The organism is Microvirga yunnanensis, from assembly GCF_025460875.1.
This window is the reverse complement of record NZ_JAMXFI010000146.1, coordinates 1-20,632: the sequence shown is the minus strand read 5'-3', so window position 1 is coordinate 20,632 and position 20,632 is coordinate 1. Positions and strand designations below refer to the sequence as shown.

Sequence of the window (20,632 nt, the reverse complement as noted above, 5' to 3'; positions counted from 1 at the left end):
GATCCATCCGATGCTTTCTTCTTGAATGAGAGCATCGGTCAGAACGGACCCAGCGGGCCGCGCCAGCGAAAACCGGATCCACTTTTCACTGGCGTGGCCCTTCGGGTCGCTGACGCGGCCCTCTGGGCCCGTCCGATGCTCTAGGCGTTCCTGTCATTCTGGCGTCGCAGCGATCTCGTCCGCCCGATATCCCTGCACATAAAGAAGCGCCGACAGATCCGCATGGTCGAGCCGGGCGTGGGCTGCCGCCGCAACGGCCGGTTTGGCATGGAAGGCGACGCCAAGACCGGCTTCTTCCAGCATGGCGAGGTCGTTGGCGCCGTCCCCCACGGCCATGGTGTCGTTCGGCGCCAGGCCGAAGCGCGTGCGCAGCTCGATGAGGGTCGCAAGCTTCGCCTCGCGTCCCAGGATCGGTTCCTCGACGGTGCCGGCGAGCGTCTCCCCGTCCAGGATCAGATGGTTGGAGCGGTGCTCATGGAAGCCGATCTTGGCCGCGATCGGGCCGGTGAAAAGGGTGAAACCGCCCGAAACCAAGCAGGCATAGGCGCCATTGGTCCGCATGGTCTGGACGAGGCTACGGCCGCCGGGCGTCAGGGTGATGCGTGTCCCGATGATCTCGTCGACCACATTGACCGGGAGGTTCTTCAGCAGCGCCACACGCTCGCGCAGGGCCGGCTCGAAGGCGATCTCGCCGCGCATGGCCCGCTCGGTGATCTCGGAGACTTCCCTTTTCAACCCGACGTAATCGGCCAGCTCGTCGATGCATTCCTGGCCGATCATGGTGGAGTCCATGTCGGCCAGGAACAGGCGTTTGCGGCGGTTCGCCAGAGGCTGCACCACGATGTCGATAGGCTGCCCTTCGAGGGCTTGGCGCAGGGCGCCCTCGACCGCTTTGGCCTCCGCCGGAGCCGGAACGATCAGGTCGGCGGCGATTCCCCTTGCCAGGACGGAGCGTTCCGTCTCATGTCCGATCGACGCGGCACCGAGCGCCACGACCTCGTCCGTGAGCACAGGTCGAGACGGGTTGGCGATGAGGGTCGCGACAAGGGTATTCGGGGAAGACGCCATTGGAAGACCTGGCTGTGAGTGGGTTGAAGGTCGGCGCGGTTCTCATCGCAGGGCCGACCGCATCAGGCAAGTCCGCATTGGGCATCAGACTGGCTCAAGAGCTCGACGGCGTCGTGATCAATGCCGATTCCATGCAGGTCTACAGGGACCTCCGGATCATCACCGCGCGCCCGACGCCGGACGAGGAGGCTCAGGCGCCCCACCGGCTCTACGGCCATGTGGACGCCGCCGTGAACTTCTCCGTCGGGCGCTACGTGGCCGACGCCGTTGCGGCGCTCCGGGAGGCCGGGGGCCGGAAGCTGCCGATCCTCGTGGGCGGGACCGGGCTCTACTTCAAGGCCCTGACCGAAGGCCTGTCCGACATGCCCGCCGTACCCGACGCCGTCCGCGAGCAGGTGCGCCGGGACAGCGAGGGCATGGAAACACCCGACCTCCACCGTCTCCTGTCGGAGCGCGATCCGGAAACGGCCCGGACCCTGCGACCCTCCGACCGCCTGCGCGTCCAGCGGGCGCTCGAGATCTTCGCCGCGACCGGTCGGCCGCTCGTGTCCTTCCATGGAGACCGCCAGCCGGGGCCTCTTTCCGATGGGCCTGTTCTCAAGCTCTTTCTCGCCCCCGACCGGGACGAGCTGCGACGGCGCATCGACGCCCGGTTCGTCACCATGATGGATCAGGGCGCGCTGGAGGAGGTGCGGGCCCTGGGCGAGCGCGACCTCGATCCCATGCTGCCGGCCATGCGCGCTCATGGCGTGCCGGGCCTTCTGGCCTATCTGCGCGGCGAGATCACGCTCGACGAGGCCATCGCCAGAGGACAGGGCGATACGCGCCGCTATGCCAAGCGCCAGTTCACCTGGTTCCGACACCAGCTGCCCGATTGGCGCTGGGTCGAGCCGGAGCGGGGCTTCGAGGCCGCGATGGCGCGGATCAATGCCCCGGAGCGCCGGTCGCCATCTGATAGAACGTGATGACAATCTCGAACACGATCAGGATGACGATGATCAGTTCGAGACGCAAGGATCGTTCCGTGTCGATGATATCGGTCAGCGCCTGGGCGGTGTCGCCCAGAACCTCGAGCTTGCGGTGGAGCGCCGTGGCGCGCTCCTTCAACTCGTATTCATCCTCCAGGCGGGCATAGAGGCGCTCCAGGTCCGGCCGGTCCCACAGGACGTCAGGCTTTTCCTCGACGGCCACGCCGCCCGACATGCGCTGACGGACCAGGAGCGCCTGGCCGACCTGCTTGAGGATCCTGCGTCGGTCCCGGGGGCGCCGGCCCCTCTCCGCGAGATGCTGGACCGAGGGCTCCACCAGCTCGAAGGCGGCCGTGGCCTCCCGCTCGTCCCGGGCGAGGGTCGCGCTCTTGGACAGGGCATCGGCGATGACGATCAGTCGCTCGGTCGAGAGCTGCTTGATATAGATCGGCCCGCCCGGCGGGATCTGGTCGTCCCGATCCGGGGTGATTTCGATGATCGCGGTCTCTTCCTCGTGCCGGGCGAACTCACCCTGGATGCGCTGGCGAAGGCTGCGGATGACCTCGTCCTCCTCGAGCGGCGTGAGGCCTACGAGAACGGCGACGCCGTAGCGGAAGAGGGCGACGAACCCGTCCTGTCCGGCCCGGAAGGCGAGGGGGGTGGTGGAGAGCACGTCGCTCCGCTCGAGCCCGGCCACGTCGAGCCGGTCGCCCAGGAGCAGGGCGCGGGCGGTGAGGCGCAGGTTCTGCGTGGTCGCACCGGTCGGTGGGATAGGATCGGACATGGTCATACGACTAAAATAGGGGGCTTCGCGCAAAAGCTAAGCCGCTTCGAAGCAAGTCCCTCCCGCTTGACCGAATGAACCGGATCGTTTAGCGTCGGCGCAACTTTTGAACCGAGAGCTGCCCCCATGCGCAAGCTTATTCTCGTAGTACGAGCGCCATCGACGGAGCGGGATTGACCCGCAGGTCCGGCGATGGCGCACAGGCCCCCTCAGGGGCCTTTTTTATTGCCCGAATTCCAAGACAGTGATGCGAAAGACCCCAGGGAGCGAGTGAGATGAGCGAGACGATGACGGGAGCCGAAATGGTGATCCGAGCCCTGCAGGATCAGGGAGTTGAGCATATCTTCGGTTATCCGGGCGGCGCGGTGCTTCCCATCTACGACGCGCTCTTCCACCAGGACAGGGTTCGCCACGTGCTCGTCCGCCACGAGCAGGGGGCGGTCCACGCGGCCGAGGGATATGCCCGCTCGTCCGGCAAGCCCGGCGTCGTGCTGGTGACGTCGGGTCCCGGAGCGACCAACGCGATCACGGGTCTCGCGGACGCCATGATGGATTCGATCCCCCTGGTCTGCATCACCGGCCAGGTGCCGACCCATCTCATCGGCTCCGACGCCTTCCAGGAATGCGATACGGTCGGCATCACCCGCCACTGCACGAAGCACAACTACCTCGTCAAGAACATCGAGGATCTGCCGCGCGTCCTGCATGAGGCCTTCTACGTGGCCCAGAACGGACGACCGGGACCGGTCGTGGTCGACCTGCCGAAGGACATCCAGTTCAAGACCGGCTCTTACGTGCGCCCCCTGAGCAACCAGCACAAGACCTATCGACCGACCGTCAAGGGTGACCTGGACCATATCCGCGCGGCCGTTGAACTGATGGCCAAGGCCAAGCGCCCGGTGTTCTATACGGGCGGCGGTGTGGTCAATTCAGGTCCTCACGCGTCCGCCCTGCTGCGCGAGCTCGTGCAGCTCACGGGCTTTCCCATCACGTCGACCCTGATGGGGCTTGGCGCCTTTCCGGCCTCCGGCCGCCAGTGGCTCGGCATGCTGGGCATGCACGGCACCTACGAGGCCAATCTCGCGATGCACGAATGCGACGTGATGATCAATATCGGGGCGCGCTTCGACGACCGGATCACGGGCCGGCTCGATGCCTTCTCGCCCTTCTCCAAGCGCATCCACGTGGACATCGATCCCTCGTCGATCAACAAGACCGTGAAGGTGGATATCCCGATCGTCGGTGATTGCGCGCATGTTCTGGAGGATATGCTGCGCCTGTGGCGGCAGAATGCCCATCAGCCGGACAAGGCCGCTCTCACGGAATGGTGGGGAAAGATCGACGGCTGGCGTGCCCGCAACTGCCTGGCCTTCCGCAATTCGACGGAAACCATCAAGCCGCAATACGCGATCCAGCGCCTGTACGAACTGACCAAGGATCGCGAGACCTACGTCACCACGGAAGTGGGCCAGCACCAGATGTGGGCAGCGCAATACTTCAAGTTCGAGGAGCCGAACCGCTGGATGACCTCGGGCGGCCACGGCACGATGGGCTATGGATTGCCCGCGGCCGTCGGCGCTCAGCTGGCGCACCCCGACGCGCTCGTGATCGACATTGCCGGCGAAGCCTCGATCCAGATGATGCTGCAGGAGATGTCGACCGCCTTGCAGTACAGCCTGCCGATCAAGGTCTTCATCCTCAACAACGAGTACATGGGCATGGTGCGCCAGTGGCAGGAGCTGCTGCATGGCGGCCGATACTCCCACAGCTACTCGGAATCGCTGCCCGATTTCGTGAAGCTCGCGGAAGCCTATGGGGGCGTCGGCCTCCGCTGCGACAAGCCCGGCGACCTCGATGCCAAGATCCTGGAGATGATCAACGTGAACCGCCCGGTCATCTTCGACTGCGTCGTCGACAAGACCGAGAACTGCTTCCCGATGATCCCGTCGGGCAAGGCGCACAACGAGATGCTGCTCAACGACTATCTCGGCGAGACCGGAGCCGATATCGGCTCCGTGATCGACGAGAAGGGCAAGATGCTGGTGTGATGAGGGGGGTCTGAACCGTGCCTACTCTCGTCATCGCCAACAAGTGCTACTCGTCCTGGTCGCTGCGCCCCTGGCTGCTGATGAAGCAGCTCGGCGTCGCCTTCGACGAGATCACCATTCCGCTCGATCTGCCGGACACGAAGGCGCGGGTCCTGAAGCACTCGCCCGCCGGCAAGGTCCCGATCCTGATCGACGGCGATGTGACCGTATGGGAATCGATCGCCATCATGGAATATGTGGGTGACGCCTTCGGCGCGCCCGTATGGCCCGGCGATCGGAAGGCCCGCGCCATGGCGCGTTCGATCGCCGCCGAGATGCATGCGGGCTTTCCGGCCCTCCGCTCCGCGTGCCCGATGAATCTCGGCAAGAAGTTCGCCCGGAAGAACCGCGGCGAGGCCGTGGATCGTGATGTCGCGCGCTTCAGCGAGATCGTCCGTCAGTCGCGTGAGCGTTTCGGCGCCGGCGGTCCGTTCCTGTTCGGGGCCTTCTCGGCGGCCGATGCCATGTATGCGCCGCTCGCGACCCGTCTCGACACCTACTCCATCGCGCACGATGCCACCACGCAGGCTTATGTGGACGCGATCCTGTCGCTGCCGGCCTTTGAAAACTGGCGCGCCGCCGCCATGACGGAGGAATGGGTCGTCACGGCCGACGAGGTCGACGAGGAAGCCATCGAAAACTACCGCAGGGCGGCTTGAGGCCAATCAGAATTCGGGAAACCAGACCATGCTGCAGATGAAAACCCATTATCCCGATGCGACCCGCGTCGAGCCCTCGAGCCGGCATACGCTCGCCATCGTGGTCGACAACGAGCCCGGCGTCCTTGCGCGCATCGCCGGCCTGTTCTCCGGTCGCGGCTACAACATCGAGAGCCTGACCGTCACCGAGACGGAGCACGAGGCGCATATCTCGCGCATCACCATCGTGACCACGGGCACCGACAGCATCATTCAGCAGATCAAGAGCCAGCTCGAGCGCCTCGTGCCCGTTCACCGCGTCGTGGACCTGACGCTCACCGGCGAGGCCGTCGAGCGTGAGCTCTGCCTTGTCAAGGTCGTCGGCAAGGGCGATCACCGGGTGGAGGCGATGCGTCTCGCTTCGGCGTTCGGCGCCCGCACGATGGACGCGACCCTGACCTCGTTCGTCTACGAGCTGACCGGCACGACCGACGAGGTCGAGCGATTCATCAAGCTGATGACCGCAGTCGGACTGGTCGAGGTTTCCCGCACCGGCGTCGCCGCCATGGCGCGGGGCGCGGAAGGGATCAGCTGAGGCGTCACCCCCTGAAGTCGTTCTCCTGCAGGAACGCTTCCTCCTCGGGCGTCGTCTCGCGGCCGAGGATGGCATTGCGGTGCGGGAAGCGGCCGAAGCGGGCAATGATGCCGTGATGGTGGCGCGCCCACTTGATGGAGTCCTCGCCGAGGGCTTCGTTCAAGGTCACCGAGCGCTCCTGATGCCTGAGGGACTCGGAGTGCATGAAGGGAAGGTAGAAGAACCGGCGGAACTCAGGTTCCACCCGATGGTCGAATCCGCGCTCGATGGCCCGGTCCGCCGCCATCAGGGCGACCGGGTCGGTTTTGTAGGTTTCGCGCTTTCCCCGGAACATGTTCCGGGGAAACTGGTCGAGGAGGAGAATGACGGCGAGCGCGCCCTCCGGGGTGAGTTCCCACTCGTTGAGATCGCCCCGGGCGGCAGCCTCATAGGTGGGGAGGAAACGGTCGCGGCAGACCTGGTCGAAGGTGTCGTCCTTCGAAAACCATTTGTCAGGACCGGCTTCGCGCCAGAACGAGATGACTTCGTCGGGAGTGGCAAGACGCTGCATGCGGCGTTGTCCTTCTCGGCAAAAGGGATGAAGGCCAATCTAGAGCATTGGGGAGCCTTTTGAACTCTCCAGGCTCGGATCGTTTGATGGCAGAAATAGCCGGGCTTTGCGCTCCATGCAGGCCGAGTCGGCAGTTTTGCTACAAACAACACCTTGTCAGCGCAGTTTTATTCGCTAAAAGCGGCGCCTGACAAAACAATTGTTGCGTAGATCCTGAGGATCGCGCGGCGGCTACGAGGACGGGGGAAAAGCCCCCCTTTGAAAACAAGGGACCCGAGGACCATGCGTGTCTATTACGATCGCGACGCGGACATCAATCTGATCAAGGGCAAGAAGGTTGCCATCGTCGGCTACGGCAGCCAGGGCCACGCCCATACCCTGAACCTGCGCGATTCGGGCGTGAAGGACATCGTCGTGGCCCTCCGCAAGGGCTCGCCCTCCGTGGCCAAGGCCGAGAAGGCCGGGCTCAAGGTCATGGACGTGACCGAGGCCGCCAAATGGGCCGACGTGGTCATGATGCTGACCCCCGATGAGCTTCAGGCCGACATCTACCGCAACGAGCTTCACGACAACATGAAGCAGGGCGCGGCGCTGCTCTTCGCTCACGGCCTCAACGTCCACTTCAACCTCATCGAGCCCCGCAAGGACCTGGACGTGCTCATGGTCGCTCCGAAGGGCCCGGGCCACACGGTGCGCTCCGAGTATCAGCGCGGGGGCGGTGTTCCGACCCTGATCGCGATCCATCAGGACGCGACGGGCAATGCCCACGACATCGCGCTCTCCTACGCGTCCGCCAATGGCGGCGGCCGCGCCGGCATCATCGAGACCACCTTCAAGGAAGAATGCGAAACCGACCTCTTCGGCGAGCAGGTGGTGCTCTGCGGCGGCCTCGTCGAGCTGATCAAGGCGGGCTTCGAGACCCTGGTCGAGGCGGGCTACGCCCCCGAGATGGCGTATTTCGAGTGCCTCCACGAAGTGAAGCTGATCGTCGACCTCATCTACGAGGGCGGCATCGCCAACATGAACTACTCCATCTCCAACACGGCCGAGTACGGCGAGTACGTCACCGGCCCGCGCATCATCACGGCCGAGACGAAAGCCGAAATGAAGCGGGTCCTGGAAGACATCCAGAGCGGCAAGTTCACCCGCGACTGGATGCTCGAGAACAAGGTCAACCAGACCTCCTTCAAGGCGACCCGCGCCCGCAACGCCGCGCACCCGATCGAGGATGTCGGCTCCCGCCTTCGCGACATGATGCCGTGGATCAAGGAAAAGGCCCTGGTCGACAAGACCCGGAACTGAGCCGTTTCCGGGCGGCGCGGGATGACCGCGCCGCCCGAGCGACTCCGCGCTACGCCAAAAGCGGATTTGTCAGATCGGCGGATTCCCGCTAGTGGCACCGGAACGATGACGTTACGGAATTCCATGGGCGCGACCAACTTGCTTCAAGAACTGGCGGGCTTCGACCTGCCGCTCTGGGCCGGGATCGACCCGGCCGCCCGTCTCGAGCTTCAGGCCAAACTCCAGCGCATCGTGCTCCCTGGCGGCGCGGTTCTCTTCCGCGAGGGCGATCCGGCCGACGCGCTCTACATGCTCGTGTCCGGGGCCCTCGGGGTGTCGGTGCAGGGCAGTCATGGCGAGCAGCAGCGCATCGCCCGCATCGCGCCGCCCGAGACCATCGGCGAGATGGCCCTCATCTCCCATGCGCCGCGCTCGGCGACCGTCACGGCCTTGAGGGACTCCGTTCTCCTGACCCTGGCCCGGGCGGATTTCGAGGATCTCATCGAGCGCTGGCCGGCCGTCATGCTCTATCTCTCCAAGCTGCTGGCCGAGCGGCTTCGCGCGGCGACCCGCAGCAAGCCCAGAACGTTCACGCCCACAACCTTCGCCATCGTTCCGGTCACGCATGGCGTGGCGGTTTCGGACTTTGCCCAGGCATTCCTGGCCGAGATGCGACAGAGTCACGGTGCCGGGGTCGATCTGGTGGCCGCGATGCCCGATGAGGAGGACGAGAACTGGCTGTACCGCTTCGAGGCGAGCCGCGAGCGGGTGATCTATGTCGCGCCTGAGCCGTCGGGGGCCTGGACGGAGCGCTGCATCCGTCACGCCGACCATGTCGTGCTCCTGGCGCGGCCGGGCGAGCCGCTGACCTGCGAGGCCGAGGCGCTCGGGGGAGCCGCGTCCGGGTGGCGTCGTCACGACCTCGTCCTGCTGCAGAAGCCCGATGCCACCCGCCCGAAGCCGGCGCATCCATCGCTTCAGGGGCTTCCCGTCGACCAGCGCCTTCATGTGCGGGAAAGGAGCCGGAGCGATCTCCAGCGGCTCATCCGCACGTCGAGCGGCAGGGCCGTCGGCCTGGTCCTGGCCGGGGGCGGGGCTCGTGGCTTTGCTCATCTCGGCGCGATCCAGGCTCTGCAGGAATGCGGCTTCCCAATCGACCTTGCCGGCGGAACCAGCATCGGCGCCGTCATGGCGGCCGTCTGCGCTCTTCAGATCAACCTGGACGAGGCGCGCGAGATCATGATGGAGGCCTTCGTCCGGAGCCCGCCGCTGAACGATTACACTCTGCCGCTGATCGCCTTGATCCGCGGCCTCAAGGTCGATGCGCGGCTGAGCCAGCATTTCGGGCAGCGCAACATCGAGGATCTCTGGCTGCCCTTCTTCTGCGTCTCGTCGAACCTGACGACCGGAACGACCCATATTCATCGTCAGGGCACGCTCTGGCGGGCCTTGCGGGCGAGCCTCGCCATTCCCGGGCTGCTGCCGCCCATTGTCGAGCCTGAAGGGGTGCTCGTCGATGGCGCCATGATGAACAACCTGCCGGCCGACATCATGGCCGACTTCCAGAGGGGGCCGGTGCTCGGCATCGACGTGGCGCGGGATGTGGCCTTCACCTCCGCGGGCGACGAGGAGAAGAAGGCGCCGCTCCTGCGCAGGCTCCTTGGACTGCCGACCGATGCGCCCGATATCGTCAATCTGCTCTATCGCTCGGCCACCATCTCCAGCGATGCCCAGACCCTGAAGGCGCGCGCCCATGCCACGCTGGTGATCCATCCGCCTCTTGCCGACGTGCCGCTCCGCGGGTGGGAGCAGTTCGAGAGGGTGGTCGAGATCGGCTACCGGCATACGAAGGAGCGCATCGATGCCGGGGATCTCGACGCGTTCAGGATTGCCTGAGAACGGTGGGCTGGACCACGGGCATCACAGGTGATGCAGCGCCATGGCGCCCGCCGCCACCGCAAGGCTCAGAGCGAGACCGAGCGTCTCGTGGCGATGCTTCCAGAACCGATGGACGGCGTAAGAGCAGACGAGGGTGGCGAGCAGGGCGCCAAGGCCCTGCATCAGCTGGTTGATCTTGGCCGGACCTCTCAGCGGCCCGGCTCGCTCCCAGCTTTCCATGATCCAGAACACCGAGAAAACGACGGACGCGGCGGCTGAGACCGACGGCCACCAGGCGGCTGGCAGTCCTGTTCCGAGCGGATCGGCCGCCTCGAGCGAGGACGCAGCGGGACTGATCTCTTCGGAAGTGGCGGGAGAAGGAAGGCTCACAACGAGGCAACCGTGATGTTGGCGCTATAACGTTAACATCACGGAAAAGCACTGCCACCTCTGGAACGGAGAGGGAAGCGCGGCTCACCCTTGGGCGAGCCGCTGACGTTACTGCTGATTGCTCTTCGTGTTCTGAGCCTTGTTGTTGTCCTGCTTCCCGGGATCGTTGCGGTTCTTCACGGTCCCGCCCGAGCCACGGATCTCATGGCCAGGATGCTTCTTGCTCTCGGCGGAGTTGTCGCCGTTCATCTTGCCTTTTCCCATCGGGGACCTCCTTCGGTGTGGGAGGTTAATGAACCCTCGGACACCCGGTTCCCGGTGCGCGCACCTACCACACCCAATAATGCGCGAGCCCCGCGCCTGGGGCGAGAATGACGAAGGCCCAGACGGAGGCGGAGGCCATGTTGGCAGCCTGGAACAGCATGGCCGGCATCAGGAAGATCCCGGCGATGAGGGCGATCACGGCGCGGATCGGACCGAAGAACCGTCCGAGGAACACGGCCCAGGGGCCGAAGCGTTGGAAGAAGTCTTCTCCCCGCAGGATGAGCTTGGGATGGCGGGACAGGGGCCATGTTTCATAGGCCGCCTTCTTGTAGCGCCGGCCGATGGCGAAGGAGACCCAGTTCCCGAGAAACGCTCCGCACGCAGCCCCGGCCCAGACCTCCCAGAACGGTATGTCGGCGGCCGCGATCACGAACCCGACCGCGATCATGATCGTCATGGTGGGCAGGAGGAGCGACACGAAGGCCAGCGATTCGGCAAAGGTCATGAGGCCGAGGACGAGCGGCGCATAGGCCTGATGGGCCTGCACGAATTCGACGATGCTGGTCTTCAGAAACGCGATGTCCATGGTGCCCGGGGTCGCCCTCTCGCGGGAAGAGTCAAGATCAATACGGATTGTCGCGGAAAGAACCAACTGCCTTTGTGATGAGTATGATCACATCAGGCGATTTGAAGCGCGACGGCCGTTGCGCTAACGGGTAGGTGGAAGGGGCCAGATCCATGAACGTTCTCTCGATTCAATCTCACGTTGCCTACGGCCATGTGGGTAACGCCTCCGCGGTGTTTCCGATGCAGCGCCTCGGCGTCGAGGTCTGGCCCATTCACACGGTTCAGTTCTCCAACCATACCGGCTACGGTTCCTGGAAGGGCCGGGTTTTCGACGGCCCGGCCATCGAGGATCTCGTGGAGGGGATCGCCGAACGGGGCGTGCTGTCCCGTTGCGACGGGGTTCTCTCGGGCTATATGGGGTCGGCCGACATCGGCAATGCGATCCTCTCGGCGGTCGCCCGGGTGCGCGCCCTCAATCCGCAGGCGCTCTACTGCTGCGATCCGGTGATCGGCGACGTGGGCCGTGGCGTCTTCGTGCGACCCGGCATTCCGGAATTCATGCGCGAGCAGGCCGTTCCCGCCGCGGACATCATCACCCCGAACCAGTTCGAACTGGATTACCTGTCCGGCCTCACGACCCAGACCTTGGCCGACGTGAAGCAGGCTGTCTCGATCGTGCAGGGACTCGGCCCGAAGGTCATCCTCGTGACCTCTGTCGAGACGAAGGAGACGCCGGCCGACAGCGTCGATCTCGTGGCCGGTGAGAGCGGACGCTTCTGGTGCGTTCGGACGCCTAAGCTGTCGCTGTCCGTCAACGGGGCAGGGGACGCCATCGCGGCTCTGTTCTTCGTTCATTACGCCCGCTCGCGTTCGGCCCCGACAGCTCTGGCCGAGGCTTCGGCTTCCGTCTACGGCCTGCTCAAGCGCACCGAGGAGGCGGGATCCCGCGAAATCCTGACCATCGCCGCGCAGGACGAGTTCGTCGCGCCCAGCCATCGCTTCGAGGCTGTGGAGGTCTAGAGCATCGGACGTGAAAAGTGGACCCACTTTTCACGTCCGATGCTCCACTCTTGGCCGGCGCACCGTTCGAGGCGAAAAACCGGGTCCACTTTTTCTCACGGTGCGCTGGGCCGCCCCGCTCTCCGCATGATGGTTCGTCATATCGCCGACGGCGCATAGGCCGAAGGGAGAAGCCGGCTTACCTTGCGATCCGTCCGGAGGCGGTCCTAGAATGCCGCCCGACCGAGGGACCATGAGGAGCGGAATGGATCAGGCAACCTCCCTAGCGGCGGTGGCGCTCGACGACGTCGCCATCACGTTCGGGCCGAAAGTGGGTGGCTATACGGCCGTCAGGGGCATCGATCTTTCGGTTCGTCCGGGGGAGTTCGTAGCCATCGTCGGGCCGACGGGATCCGGAAAGTCCACGATCCTGAACGCGGCTGCCGGCCTGCTGAAGCCCTCGGCCGGGCGAGCCACGATATTCGGCAGCAACCTCCCCGGTCTCAACCTGCGCGCCGGCTACCTCTTCCAGCAGGATGCGCTGATGCCATGGAAGACGGCCCTCGACAACGTGGCGGTGGCCCTCGAGTCGAAAGGAGTGTCCCGCAGCGACGCTGTGCAGCGCGCGAGGGATTGGCTGGGCCGCGTCGGCCTCGCGGCCTTCGTCGACCGGTATCCGCACATGCTGTCCGGCGGACAGCGCAAACGCGTGGCCTTGGCCCAGGTCTTGATCCGCGACCCCGAGATCCTCCTGATGGATGAGCCATTCGGACCCCTCGACGCCCAGACGCGGCAGATCATGGGCAATCTGCTCCTGAGCCTGTGGGCGGCGGACCGCAAGGCGGTGATGTTCGTCACGCACGATCTGGAGGAGGCGATCGCGCTCGCCGATCGCGTGGTCCTGATGTCGGCAGGGCCGGCCGCCGGGATCATCGGGGACTTTCCGGTCGAACTGCCCCGGCCGCGCGACATTGCTGAGGTGCGCATGGAACCGACCTTTCACCGCATCCACAAGGAGATCTGGGCGAGCCTGCGGGTCGAAGTTCAGAAGGCCTACAGCCAAGGGGAGAATACGTGATGCCGCGTCTGAAACTCACGGTTCTTCAGATCGGCGTCGGCCTGATCTTTCTGCTGTTGTGGCATGTGCTGACCGTCTATCCGATCACAGGCACGCCCAAGCAGGTTCAGTTCTTCTTCTCGACTCCGCTCGACGTCCTGAAGCGGTGCTGGACTCTCTTTGCCAGCGGAGAGATCTGGGGACATCTCTGGATCACGCTGGTGGAAACCATCCTGGCCTTCCTGATCGGCGCCGGCGGCGGCATCATCTTCGGGTTCCTCTTCGCGCGCAAGGAACTGCTGGCCGCGGTCTTCGACCCGTATATCAAGGCTGCGAATGCTCTGCCGCGCGTGGTGCTCGCTCCGATCTTCGCCCTGTGGTTCGGCCTCGGGATCTGGTCGAAGGTGGCGCTCGGCTTCACGCTCGTCTTCTTCATCGTGTTCTTCAACGTGTATCAGGGCGTCCGCGAGGTGTCGCCCGTCGTGCTCGCCAATGCCCGCATGCTGGGCATGAACGAACGCCAGCTGCTCCGGCACGTTTACTGGCCGTCTGCGCTCACCTGGGTGTTCTCGTCCCTTCATACGTCCGTCGGCTTCGCGCTCGTCGGCGCCGTCGTCGGGGAGTATCTCGGATCTTCTGCCGGCCTCGGCTACAAGATTCACGAAGCCGAGAGCGTCTTCGACGTGACCGGCGTCTTCGCCGGCATGCTGATCCTGTCCGTCTTCGTCATCCTTATCGACATGCTCGTGACGAAGATCGAGAATGGTTTCCTGGTCTGGCGGCCGCAGACGTCTCTGGCCGGACGAACTTAAGAACTCAAGCTGACCTCGCCACAACAGGGAGATACGCCATGGAACGCCGTACATTTCTGAAGACCGCCGGAGCGCTCGGGCTGAGTGCGGCCTTCGGGCCGAGGGCCTTCGCGCAGGGAGCGCCGGAGAAGGCGAAAGTGACGCTTGGCGTCGGCGGCAAGCCGCTTCTGTACTATCTGCCGCTCACCATCGCCGAGCGGAAGGGTTTCTTCAAGGAGCAGGGACTCGAGGTCGAGATCAACGATTTCGGCGGCGGTGCGAAGTCGCTTCAGGCGCTCATCGGCGGCTCCGTCGATGTGGTGACCGGCGCTTACGAGCATACGATCCGCATGCAGGCCAAGGGGCAGGATGTCGTGGCCGTCACCGAACTCGGCCGCTTTCCCGCCATCGTGATCGCGGTCAGGAAGGACAAGGCTGGGCAGATCAAGTCGGCGGCCGACTTCAAAGGCCTGAAGATCGGCGTTACCGCACCGGGATCTTCGACCGCGCTCACCGCGCAATACGCGATGGTGAAGGCCGGCCTGAAGCCGTCCGATGCCGCCATCATCGGCGTCGGATCCGGCGCCAGCGGCGTGGCCGCGATGAAGAAGGGCGAGATCGACGTGATCTCTCATCTTGATCCCGTCATCGCCAAGCTCGAAGCCGACGGGGACATTCAGATCCTGATCGACACGCGCACCGAGGCCGGAACCCGCGCGCTCTTCGGCGGCTCCAATCCTGCGGCGACGCTCTACACGAAGAAGGACTTCATCGAACAGAACCCGCAAACCACCCAGCGCCTCGTCAATGCGTTCGTGAAGAGCCTGAAGTGGCTCCAGACCGCAAAGCCCGAGGATATCGCCGCCACGGTGCCGGAGGAATACTACCTGGGCGACAAGCCGCTCTATCTCAAGGCGGTGCAGAACTCGCTCGAGAGCTATTCGCGCGACGGCATCATCCAGATGACCGGCATGCAGAGCGTGCTCGACATGCTGCGCCAGCTCGATCCCGAACTGAAGGACGCCAAGGTGGATCTCGCGGCGACCTTCAACGACCGCTTCGTGCGCCAGGCGGCGATCTAGGCGACGCTTCCCGGGACGGTCGTTCTCGCCACGGGCCGAGCCCGCTATCCGTCCCGGCCATCCCGATCGGAAGAGCGATGGACGTTGCGGCGGATCCTCCGGCCGATGTCCGGGATGGGCGAGCCGGGCTTCAGCGCATCGGACGGACCCAGCGGGCCGCGTCAGCGAAAAGTGGACCCGGTTTTCCGGTTCATCCGATGCGCCGGTCAGGAGAGGGAGCCTCGGATGAATCCCAAAAGTGGTGTCCACTTTTGGGTCCGAGGCTCTAGGCCCTGGCTGACAGCGCCTCCGGCGCGATGCCTTCGACCTCGGTTGACAGGAGCGCTCCCGGCAGTGCCTCATCGGGCGCCGAAGAATCGCCATTGCCGACCCGTCGAAGGCTCCCGAAAAGGATCGCTCCGCATGTCCCGCCGCTTCGTCACTCTCGATGTCTTCACGTCCGAGCGCTTTGCCGGAAACCCTCTCGCGGTTGTTCTGGAGGCTGAAGGGCTGGACACGGCGGGCATGCAGAGGATCGCCAGGGAGTTCAACCTCTCGGAGACGGTGTTCGTCCTGCCCCCGTCCGAGCCGCGCCAGCGTGCCGACATCCGTATCTTCACGCCGGCCCGTGAACTGCCCTTCGCGGGACATCCCACGGTGGGAACGGCGGTGCTTTTGGCGCTTCTCGACCAGAACGGCGAAGCGGGCGCCGCGGCCTTCGGGTTGAAGGAGCAGGTGGGCATCGTTCCCTGCGCCGTCGAGGTGCAGGGTGCGACCGGCGGCACGGCGCGGTTCCGATTGCCGCGCCTGCCCTTCGTGTGGGGCGAGGGGAAGGATTCTGCCACATGCGCGTGGGCGCTCGGTCTCGATCCGACCGACATCGGCTTCGACAGACACGTTCCGAGCCGCCATTCGGCCGGCGTCGCCTACGATCTCGTGCCGGTTGCATCCCTTGAGGCGCTGGCGAAATCCAAACCGCAGGGAGAGGCTTTCGATAAGGCGTTCGGCGACAGCGATCATCCGGCGCCTTATGTCTATGCGCGCATTCCTCAGGCCGATGGGCTTCGGTTCCGCGCCCGCATGTTCGGTCTGGGAATGGGCATCGCGGAAGATCCCGCGACAGGCTCGGCCGCGGCGGCCTTTGCGGGCGCGCTGATGCAATGCGAACCTCTGGGCGACGGCGAGCACAACATCGTCATCGAGCAGGGTATCGAGATGGGCCGCCCGAGCGAGATCGTCCTTCAGATGGTGATCAAGGACGGGGCCCTCGCGTCGGCCGAGATCGGCGGGTCCGCCGTGATGGTGAGCCGCGGCGAGATTCTGGCGTGAACCGTGAGCCACAGATCCGGCGCGTCTCCCGTATCGAGGCGGTCTGCCGACCGTTCGATTGGGCGTGGCCCGAGCATAACCGGGACTTTGTCGCGGAGAACTGGAAGCGGCGTACCGAGGGCAAGCCGCAGATGTTCAACGGGCGGGTGCTGCTGCTCCAAGATGTCCAGTTCGAGCGGGACCTGTGCCGGAACATCTATTTCGAAGTCGACTACGCCGATTTCGTCGCCTGGATCGACAAGGGTTATCCGGACCCTGCCATCGCCAACGGCTTCGCCATGGGAGGGCTGCGCGGCTCCGACGGGGCCTTCATCTGCGGGGTGATGGGGAGCGGCACCACCAATGCGGGTCGCGTCTATTTCGCGGCCGGCACGCCCGATCGATCCGACCTGAGGCCTGACGGCACGGTCGATCTCGCCACCAGCCTCACGCGCGAACTGGCCGAGGAAACGGGCCTCACCGAGGGCGATTACCACGTGGACGATGAGTGGATCATCGTCCAGCGCTGGCCGACCATCGCTCTCCTGCGGATGGTGACGCTGCCGGTCACCGCCGAGGAGGGCGCCGCGAGGATCCGAGCGAACATCGCGGCCCAGCCCGAGCCGGAACTGCAGGACGTGCGCATCGTCCGCGGGCAGGCGGATATCGATCCGGAACGGATGCCGCTGTTCCTGCAATCCTTCTTCGGCTGGGTGTTCGATCAAAGATAGCCGTGACGGGCCTTCGTGGCATGGACCAGACGGACGGCTTCCGCGTCACGCCCGCCGGCACAGGCGGATTCCGCTTGGCGGAGTTCCCGGTCCACTTGGTTGTAAACCGACTGGTTGACGTGCCCCATGGCAAGATCGTTGCTCATGACGGCCCGGTAGCGGTCGATCTCGCCCGTGCAGCCCGATCCCTGCGGCATGCGGAAGCCCGCCGGCGTTGCGCTGGCGCTCTCCGGACCAGGGGGCGAGGCCGTCTGGTTGCAGGCGGCCAGCGCGAGCAAACCGGTGAGAGAGAGAACGTGGATTGCTGTTCTCATGGAAGGACTCCTATACCGTCGAGAGCCGGGGACAAAGCCAAGCTTCCCGGGATCTAGGGCATTTTGGCCATGAACCAGCCCTCCCGCGCCAGACGTCATAGCCCATCCGTTAGTCGGGCTTTGTCTTTTCGTTTGTTTCAACGACTTGCCATCCAGGCGAAGCCCCGTTACAAACAAGCCCGTTGTTCGCGGCTTCACGTCCGCGGCCGAGGAGGATTTGGGCAGCGATGATCATCGGCTCCCCCAGCGCATGGATGAACGGACCCGCCCCAGCGGCCGATCGTGCGCGTCTTCTTGGCCTCCTTCTCCTTAGCTGCCCCTGAGGGTCGGCTGGGCGTCGCCGCCTGGGCTCTCAGGGGTTCTGGACCAGCAGAAACAACCTTGAGCGCTGAAGGCCTCCCGCAAGGCCTCGCTCCCTCCGAGAAGGACTGACATGATGACCGCTTCCGTATCCGGCTCCTCCAAGGACCGCGTTCTGATCTTCGACACGACCCTGCGCGACGGCGAGCAATGCCCCGGTGCGACCATGACCCTGGAGGAGAAGCTCGAGGTTGCGGAACTGCTCGACACCATGGGGGTCGATATCATCGAGGCGGGGTTCCCCATCGCGTCCAACGGCGACTTCGAGGCCGTCTCCCTCATCGCCAAGCAGGTGAAGCGGGCCACCGTCGCGGGGCTCGCCCGGGCCATCTCGGCCGACATCGCCCGCGCCGGCGAGGCGGTGCGCCATGCGGCCCGTCCGCGGATCCACACATTCGTGTCCACCTCGCCGATCCATCTGGCGCACCAGATGCGCAAGTCGGAGGAGGAGGTCCTGGAAATCATCACCAAGACGGTGACCCAGGCGCGCAACCTGATCGAGGACATCGAGTGGTCGGCCATGGACGCCACCCGCACGCCCATCGACTATCTGTGCCGCTGCGTGGAAGCGGCCATCAAGGCCGGCGCCACCACCATCAACCTGCCCGATACGGTGGGCTATGCGACGCCGGACGAGTACCGGGCCATGTTCCGGGCCGTGCGTGAGCGCGTGCCCAATGCGGACAAGGCCATCTTCTCGGCCCATTGCCACAACGACCTGGGCCTGGCCGTGGCCAATTCCCTGGCGGCGCTGGAGGGCGGCGCCCGGCAGATCGAATGCACCCTCAACGGCATCGGCGAGCGCGCCGGCAATGCGGCCCTTGAGGAGGTCGTCATGGCGATCAAGACCCGTGGCGACGTGCTGCCCTACGAGACGGGCATCGAGAGCACGATGCTGACCCGCGCCTCGAAGCTGGCATCGGCCGCAACGTCCTTCCCGGTGCAGTACAACAAGGCGATCGTGGGCCGAAACGCCTTCGCCCATGAGAGCGGCATCCACCAGGACGGCATGCTCAAGAATGCCCAGACCTACGAGATCATGACGCCCGAGAGCGTCGGCGTGTCCAAGACCTCCCTGATCATGGGCAAGCATTCGGGTCGGGCGGCCTTCCGCAACAAGCTGGAGGAATTGGGCTACAGCCTGTCCGACAACCAGTTCCAGGACGCGTTCGAGCGGTTCAAGGAACTCGCGGACCGCAAGAAGCACGTCTATGACGAGGACATCGAGGCCCTGGTCGACCAGAACATCGCCATGGCCCATGACCGCATCAAGCTGGTCTCGCTCCACATTGTGGCCGGCACCCGCGGACCGCAGCGCGCCACCATGCGTCTCCAGGTGGACGACCGGGTCGTCATCGAGGAGCAGGAGGGCAATGGTCCCGTGGATGCCACCTTCAACGCCATCAAGGCCCTGGTGCCTCACGAAGCGGTGCTGGAGCTCTACCAAGTGCATGCGGTGACCGAGGGAACGGACGCCCAGGCCGAGGTCTCGGTCCGTCTCTCGGCCGACAACCGCAGCGTGACCTCCCGCGCGGCCGATCCGGACACCCTGGTCGCCTCGGCCCAGGCCTATCTGGGCGCGCTCAACAAGCTCATGAGCCGCGGCGCGCGCCTGCACGCCCAGCACGCGGCAGAGTAACATTGCCTCGCTGTCGCGCATTCCGGCTCGAGCCGGAATGCGCGCCTGCTCCCATCAGCGATGGCGCGCGCAACCCTCGGCGGACTGAGAGTGGTTCATCGTATCGATGCGATTGTGGCATGATCCGTCGCGCTTGTCCGCAACATCGGCGGATACGACCCAGCGGACCGTGCCGCGATTGTTGGTCTTGAAGAGATCGGTGAGTGTGCAAGCAATCGAACCTTGGACCCGCTGATTAAGAGTTCTTTTTGGGGGCCCCTCAAATCAGAACAATCGGATGTTCGGCTCGCTCTTCGGCGCAGTGTCCTGAGCTCAGGTCGCTTGGCTCGTGGCCGAGGACACATTCTTCTGCAATGGGGTGGCATCAACGGGGACGGTTGTTTACGGTCTGCTCGCTGTTGCCGGGGTCTTCTCCATCCTCAGAGCTTGCTTTGATGCTCGGTATGATCGTCGCTGATGCTGTGGCCGTCGGAACGCTGATCATTGCGCTGCTGGCGGCCTGGAGGGGAAGCAGGGCAGGGGACGCAGCCAAGAGGATCTTACCCCCGGAGACGACCGTCTCTGTGGGGGCGACCGTGTTTGCCGACACGGCGGCCATGACCCAGCTGAACGCTTCGATCAACCGGCTCGCCGATGCGATCTGCGACGCCAGCGAGGCCAAGGAGCGGCTAACAGGAGCGCTCGATGCTCAGGATCGGGAGAGAGGCCGACACCGGTGAACCCAAGACACAGAGTGTCATCAAACTGTCATCGAAACTTCACTTTTCCTGTGGGGCTCTGCCTGCTAGCGAGTGCGCCGCTAACATGATGAGGATGCTCTATGGCCAAGAAGTCGAAGATCGTCGGTGATGAGTTGGTGCTGACTGCCAAGGCTATCAGGCGAGGCGACAAGCTCGAACGCACGCTGACGAAACTGGTTGTCATCCAAGAAGCTGGATCCGCCGCTGAGGTCTTCTTGAAGTCGGTTCAGAAGGGTTTGGAGCGCCTCCGGAGGGAAGGTGGCGGCTCAGAGGAAGCACGAAGGGGCAAGACGATGACCAAAGCCGGTCCGCTGGATACCACGGATGCGCCGGAGGCGGCGCCGGTTGTGACACGGGGCCAAAAATCAAAGAAGTCTCAATCTCAAGATGCTGCAGGTTCTGCTGAGCCGAAGACCTCTGCCAACGTGAGCTAGTTGTCTGGATGCGAGACCTCCTTGGCGTGAGCGACAACCTGGAGGGCTGGTGGCAAAGCGTCTGAATCGGGTGGCTTGTAGCGTCGGTTGGCCAGCTTCGGCTCGGCGGCCAGGCGGCTGTGCACGAC

Annotated in this window: 22 protein-coding genes and 1 pseudogene; 15 read left to right on the top strand and 8 right to left on the bottom strand. The window is 64.8% G+C overall.

Going from position 1 to position 20,632, the window contains the following annotated elements; translation table 11 throughout:
- Positions 1-153: 153 nt before the first annotated feature.
- A complete protein-coding gene (serB, locus tag NF876_RS38180; protein ID WP_262273102.1) occupies positions 154-1,068 on the bottom strand; it encodes a phosphoserine phosphatase SerB in 915 nt (304 codons plus the stop codon).
- An 8-nt stretch (positions 1,069-1,076) separates the two neighbouring features.
- Here serB and miaA point away from each other — a divergent pair, with 8 nt between their 5' ends.
- On the top strand, positions 1,077-2,033 hold the full coding sequence (gene miaA / locus NF876_RS38175) for a tRNA (adenosine(37)-N6)-dimethylallyltransferase MiaA (protein WP_262273104.1): 957 nt from the start codon (positions 1,077-1,079) through the stop codon (positions 2,031-2,033).
- On the opposite strand, the gene NF876_RS38170 is transcribed toward miaA, so the two are convergent.
- The gene (locus NF876_RS38170) at positions 1,993-2,820 is read right to left on the bottom strand and encodes an RMD1 family protein (protein ID WP_262273101.1); all 828 of its coding nucleotides are present in this window, start codon (positions 2,818-2,820) and stop codon (positions 1,993-1,995) included. The two genes, miaA and NF876_RS38170, sit on opposite strands and share 41 nt — an antisense overlap.
- A 275-nt stretch (positions 2,821-3,095) precedes the next feature.
- Here NF876_RS38170 and NF876_RS38165 point away from each other — a divergent pair, with 275 nt between their 5' ends.
- The 3 genes from NF876_RS38165 to ilvN are packed head-to-tail and all read left to right on the top strand — an operon-like array spanning position 3,096 to position 6,140.
- The gene (locus tag NF876_RS38165; RefSeq protein WP_262273100.1) at positions 3,096-4,868 is read left to right on the top strand and encodes an acetolactate synthase 3 large subunit; all 1,773 of its coding nucleotides are present in this window, start codon (positions 3,096-3,098) and stop codon (positions 4,866-4,868) included.
- A 17-nt stretch (positions 4,869-4,885) separates the two neighbouring features.
- Positions 4,886-5,566 (top strand): glutathione S-transferase family protein, encoded by a 681-nt coding sequence (locus NF876_RS38160; protein ID WP_262273099.1) that lies wholly within the window; start codon positions 4,886-4,888, stop codon positions 5,564-5,566.
- Between the two features lie 28 nt (positions 5,567-5,594).
- Positions 5,595-6,140 (top strand): acetolactate synthase small subunit, encoded by a 546-nt coding sequence (gene ilvN, locus NF876_RS38155; protein WP_173948353.1) that lies wholly within the window; start codon positions 5,595-5,597, stop codon positions 6,138-6,140.
- A 4-nt stretch (positions 6,141-6,144) separates the two neighbouring features.
- Here ilvN and NF876_RS38150 read toward each other — a convergent pair whose 3' ends face one another.
- Complete coding sequence (locus tag NF876_RS38150) at positions 6,145-6,690, bottom strand: DUF924 family protein (protein ID WP_262273098.1); 546 nt, start codon at positions 6,688-6,690, stop codon at positions 6,145-6,147.
- 282 nt (positions 6,691-6,972) lie between these two features.
- Between NF876_RS38150 and ilvC the strand changes: the two genes are divergently transcribed.
- Positions 6,973-7,992, top strand: coding sequence for a ketol-acid reductoisomerase (ilvC, locus tag NF876_RS38145; protein ID WP_262273097.1), 1,020 nt, complete (start codon positions 6,973-6,975; stop codon positions 7,990-7,992).
- Positions 7,993-8,115: 123 nt separating this feature from the next.
- Positions 8,116-9,867: a patatin-like phospholipase family protein gene (locus tag NF876_RS38140; protein WP_262273096.1), complete on the top strand. Its 1,752-nt coding sequence runs from the start codon at positions 8,116-8,118 to the stop codon at positions 9,865-9,867.
- A 24-nt stretch (positions 9,868-9,891) separates the two neighbouring features.
- Here NF876_RS38140 and NF876_RS38135 read toward each other — a convergent pair whose 3' ends face one another.
- The 3 genes from NF876_RS38135 to NF876_RS38125 all read right to left on the bottom strand — a co-directional run bounded on the left by NF876_RS38135 (position 9,892) and on the right by NF876_RS38125 (position 11,089).
- Entirely contained in the window at positions 9,892-10,239 is a 348-nt protein-coding gene (locus NF876_RS38135) for a hypothetical protein (RefSeq protein WP_262273095.1), read from the bottom strand.
- Positions 10,240-10,347: 108 nt separating this feature from the next.
- A complete protein-coding gene (locus NF876_RS38130; protein ID WP_173948358.1) occupies positions 10,348-10,503 on the bottom strand; it encodes a hypothetical protein in 156 nt (51 codons plus the stop codon).
- A 64-nt stretch (positions 10,504-10,567) separates the two neighbouring features.
- Positions 10,568-11,089 carry a DedA family protein gene (locus tag NF876_RS38125; protein ID WP_262273094.1) on the bottom strand — a complete coding sequence of 174 codons (522 nt, stop codon included), beginning with the start codon at positions 11,087-11,089 and terminating at the stop codon, positions 10,568-10,570.
- A gap of 152 nt (positions 11,090-11,241) precedes the next feature.
- Here NF876_RS38125 and pdxY point away from each other — a divergent pair, with 152 nt between their 5' ends.
- The 6 genes from pdxY (at position 11,242) to NF876_RS38095 (ending at position 17,017) form a co-directional block, all read left to right on the top strand.
- On the top strand, positions 11,242-12,090 hold the full coding sequence (gene pdxY / locus NF876_RS38120; RefSeq protein WP_262273093.1) for a pyridoxal kinase PdxY: 849 nt from the start codon (positions 11,242-11,244) through the stop codon (positions 12,088-12,090).
- Between the two features lie 244 nt (positions 12,091-12,334).
- Positions 12,335-13,147 carry an ABC transporter ATP-binding protein gene (locus NF876_RS38115; protein ID WP_262273092.1) on the top strand — a complete coding sequence of 271 codons (813 nt, stop codon included), beginning with the start codon at positions 12,335-12,337 and terminating at the stop codon, positions 13,145-13,147.
- Positions 13,147-13,938, top strand: coding sequence for an ABC transporter permease (locus NF876_RS38110; RefSeq protein WP_262273091.1), 792 nt, complete (start codon positions 13,147-13,149; stop codon positions 13,936-13,938). Before NF876_RS38115 ends, NF876_RS38110 begins: the two co-directional genes overlap by 1 nt.
- A 38-nt stretch (positions 13,939-13,976) precedes the next feature.
- A complete protein-coding gene (locus NF876_RS38105; protein WP_262273090.1) occupies positions 13,977-14,999 on the top strand; it encodes an ABC transporter substrate-binding protein in 1,023 nt (340 codons plus the stop codon).
- Positions 15,000-15,401: 402 nt separating this feature from the next.
- Complete coding sequence (locus NF876_RS38100; RefSeq protein ID WP_262273089.1) at positions 15,402-16,307, top strand: PhzF family phenazine biosynthesis protein; 906 nt, start codon at positions 15,402-15,404, stop codon at positions 16,305-16,307.
- Positions 16,304-17,017: an NUDIX hydrolase gene (locus NF876_RS38095; RefSeq protein ID WP_262273088.1), complete on the top strand. Its 714-nt coding sequence runs from the start codon at positions 16,304-16,306 to the stop codon at positions 17,015-17,017. The genes NF876_RS38100 and NF876_RS38095 overlap by 4 nt, the downstream gene beginning before the upstream one ends.
- Here NF876_RS38095 and NF876_RS38090 read toward each other — a convergent pair.
- Positions 17,008-17,331: a hypothetical protein gene (locus tag NF876_RS38090; RefSeq protein ID WP_262273087.1), complete on the bottom strand. Its 324-nt coding sequence runs from the start codon at positions 17,329-17,331 to the stop codon at positions 17,008-17,010. The genes NF876_RS38095 and NF876_RS38090 overlap by 10 nt on opposite strands.
- Before the next feature lie 436 nt (positions 17,332-17,767).
- Here NF876_RS38090 and NF876_RS38085 point away from each other — a divergent pair, with 436 nt between their 5' ends.
- The 3 genes from NF876_RS38085 (at position 17,768) to NF876_RS38075 (ending at position 20,504) form a co-directional block, all read left to right on the top strand.
- Positions 17,768-19,330: a 2-isopropylmalate synthase gene (locus tag NF876_RS38085; protein WP_262273103.1), complete on the top strand. Its 1,563-nt coding sequence runs from the start codon at positions 17,768-17,770 to the stop codon at positions 19,328-19,330.
- Positions 19,331-19,773: 443 nt separating this feature from the next.
- The gene (locus NF876_RS38080) at positions 19,774-20,049 is read left to right on the top strand and encodes a hypothetical protein (RefSeq protein ID WP_262273086.1); all 276 of its coding nucleotides are present in this window, start codon (positions 19,774-19,776) and stop codon (positions 20,047-20,049) included.
- Positions 20,050-20,150: 101 nt separating this feature from the next.
- On the top strand, positions 20,151-20,504 hold the full coding sequence (locus NF876_RS38075; RefSeq protein WP_262273085.1) for a hypothetical protein: 354 nt from the start codon (positions 20,151-20,153) through the stop codon (positions 20,502-20,504).
- Here the strand turns inward: NF876_RS38075 and NF876_RS43895 are convergent.
- Positions 20,501-20,632: pseudogene (locus NF876_RS43895) on the bottom strand (IS481 family transposase); the annotation flags it as partial. The gene NF876_RS38075 and the pseudogene NF876_RS43895 sit on opposite strands and share 4 nt — an antisense overlap.

Bases quoted from the DNA above. Each gene is read 5' to 3' on its own strand.
- serB (WP_262273102.1), bottom strand. From the start codon at position 1,068: ATGGCGTCTTCCCCGAATACCCTTGTCGCGACCCTCATCGCCAACCCG.
- NF876_RS38170 (WP_262273101.1), bottom strand. From the start codon at position 2,820: ATGTCCGATCCTATCCCACCGACCGGTGCGACCACGCAGAACCTGCGC.
- NF876_RS38165 (WP_262273100.1), top strand. From the start codon at position 3,096: ATGAGCGAGACGATGACGGGAGCCGAAATGGTGATCCGAGCCCTGCAG.
- ilvN (WP_173948353.1), top strand. From the start codon at position 5,595: ATGCTGCAGATGAAAACCCATTATCCCGATGCGACCCGCGTCGAGCCC.
- NF876_RS38150 (WP_262273098.1), bottom strand. From the start codon at position 6,690: ATGCAGCGTCTTGCCACTCCCGACGAAGTCATCTCGTTCTGGCGCGAA.
- ilvC (WP_262273097.1), top strand. From the start codon at position 6,973: ATGCGTGTCTATTACGATCGCGACGCGGACATCAATCTGATCAAGGGC.
- NF876_RS38140 (WP_262273096.1), top strand. From the start codon at position 8,116: ATGGGCGCGACCAACTTGCTTCAAGAACTGGCGGGCTTCGACCTGCCG.
- NF876_RS38130 (WP_173948358.1), bottom strand. From the start codon at position 10,503: ATGGGAAAAGGCAAGATGAACGGCGACAACTCCGCCGAGAGCAAGAAG.
- NF876_RS38125 (WP_262273094.1), bottom strand. From the start codon at position 11,089: ATGGACATCGCGTTTCTGAAGACCAGCATCGTCGAATTCGTGCAGGCC.
- pdxY (WP_262273093.1), top strand. From the start codon at position 11,242: ATGAACGTTCTCTCGATTCAATCTCACGTTGCCTACGGCCATGTGGGT.
- NF876_RS38115 (WP_262273092.1), top strand. From the start codon at position 12,335: ATGGATCAGGCAACCTCCCTAGCGGCGGTGGCGCTCGACGACGTCGCC.
- NF876_RS38110 (WP_262273091.1), top strand. From the start codon at position 13,147: ATGCCGCGTCTGAAACTCACGGTTCTTCAGATCGGCGTCGGCCTGATC.
- NF876_RS38105 (WP_262273090.1), top strand. From the start codon at position 13,977: ATGGAACGCCGTACATTTCTGAAGACCGCCGGAGCGCTCGGGCTGAGT.
- NF876_RS38100 (WP_262273089.1), top strand. From the start codon at position 15,402: ATGTCCCGCCGCTTCGTCACTCTCGATGTCTTCACGTCCGAGCGCTTT.
- NF876_RS38090 (WP_262273087.1), bottom strand. From the start codon at position 17,331: ATGAGAACAGCAATCCACGTTCTCTCTCTCACCGGTTTGCTCGCGCTG.
- NF876_RS38085 (WP_262273103.1), top strand. From the start codon at position 17,768: ATGACCGCTTCCGTATCCGGCTCCTCCAAGGACCGCGTTCTGATCTTC.
- NF876_RS38080 (WP_262273086.1), top strand. From the start codon at position 19,774: ATGATCGTCGCTGATGCTGTGGCCGTCGGAACGCTGATCATTGCGCTG.
- NF876_RS38075 (WP_262273085.1), top strand. From the start codon at position 20,151: ATGGCCAAGAAGTCGAAGATCGTCGGTGATGAGTTGGTGCTGACTGCC.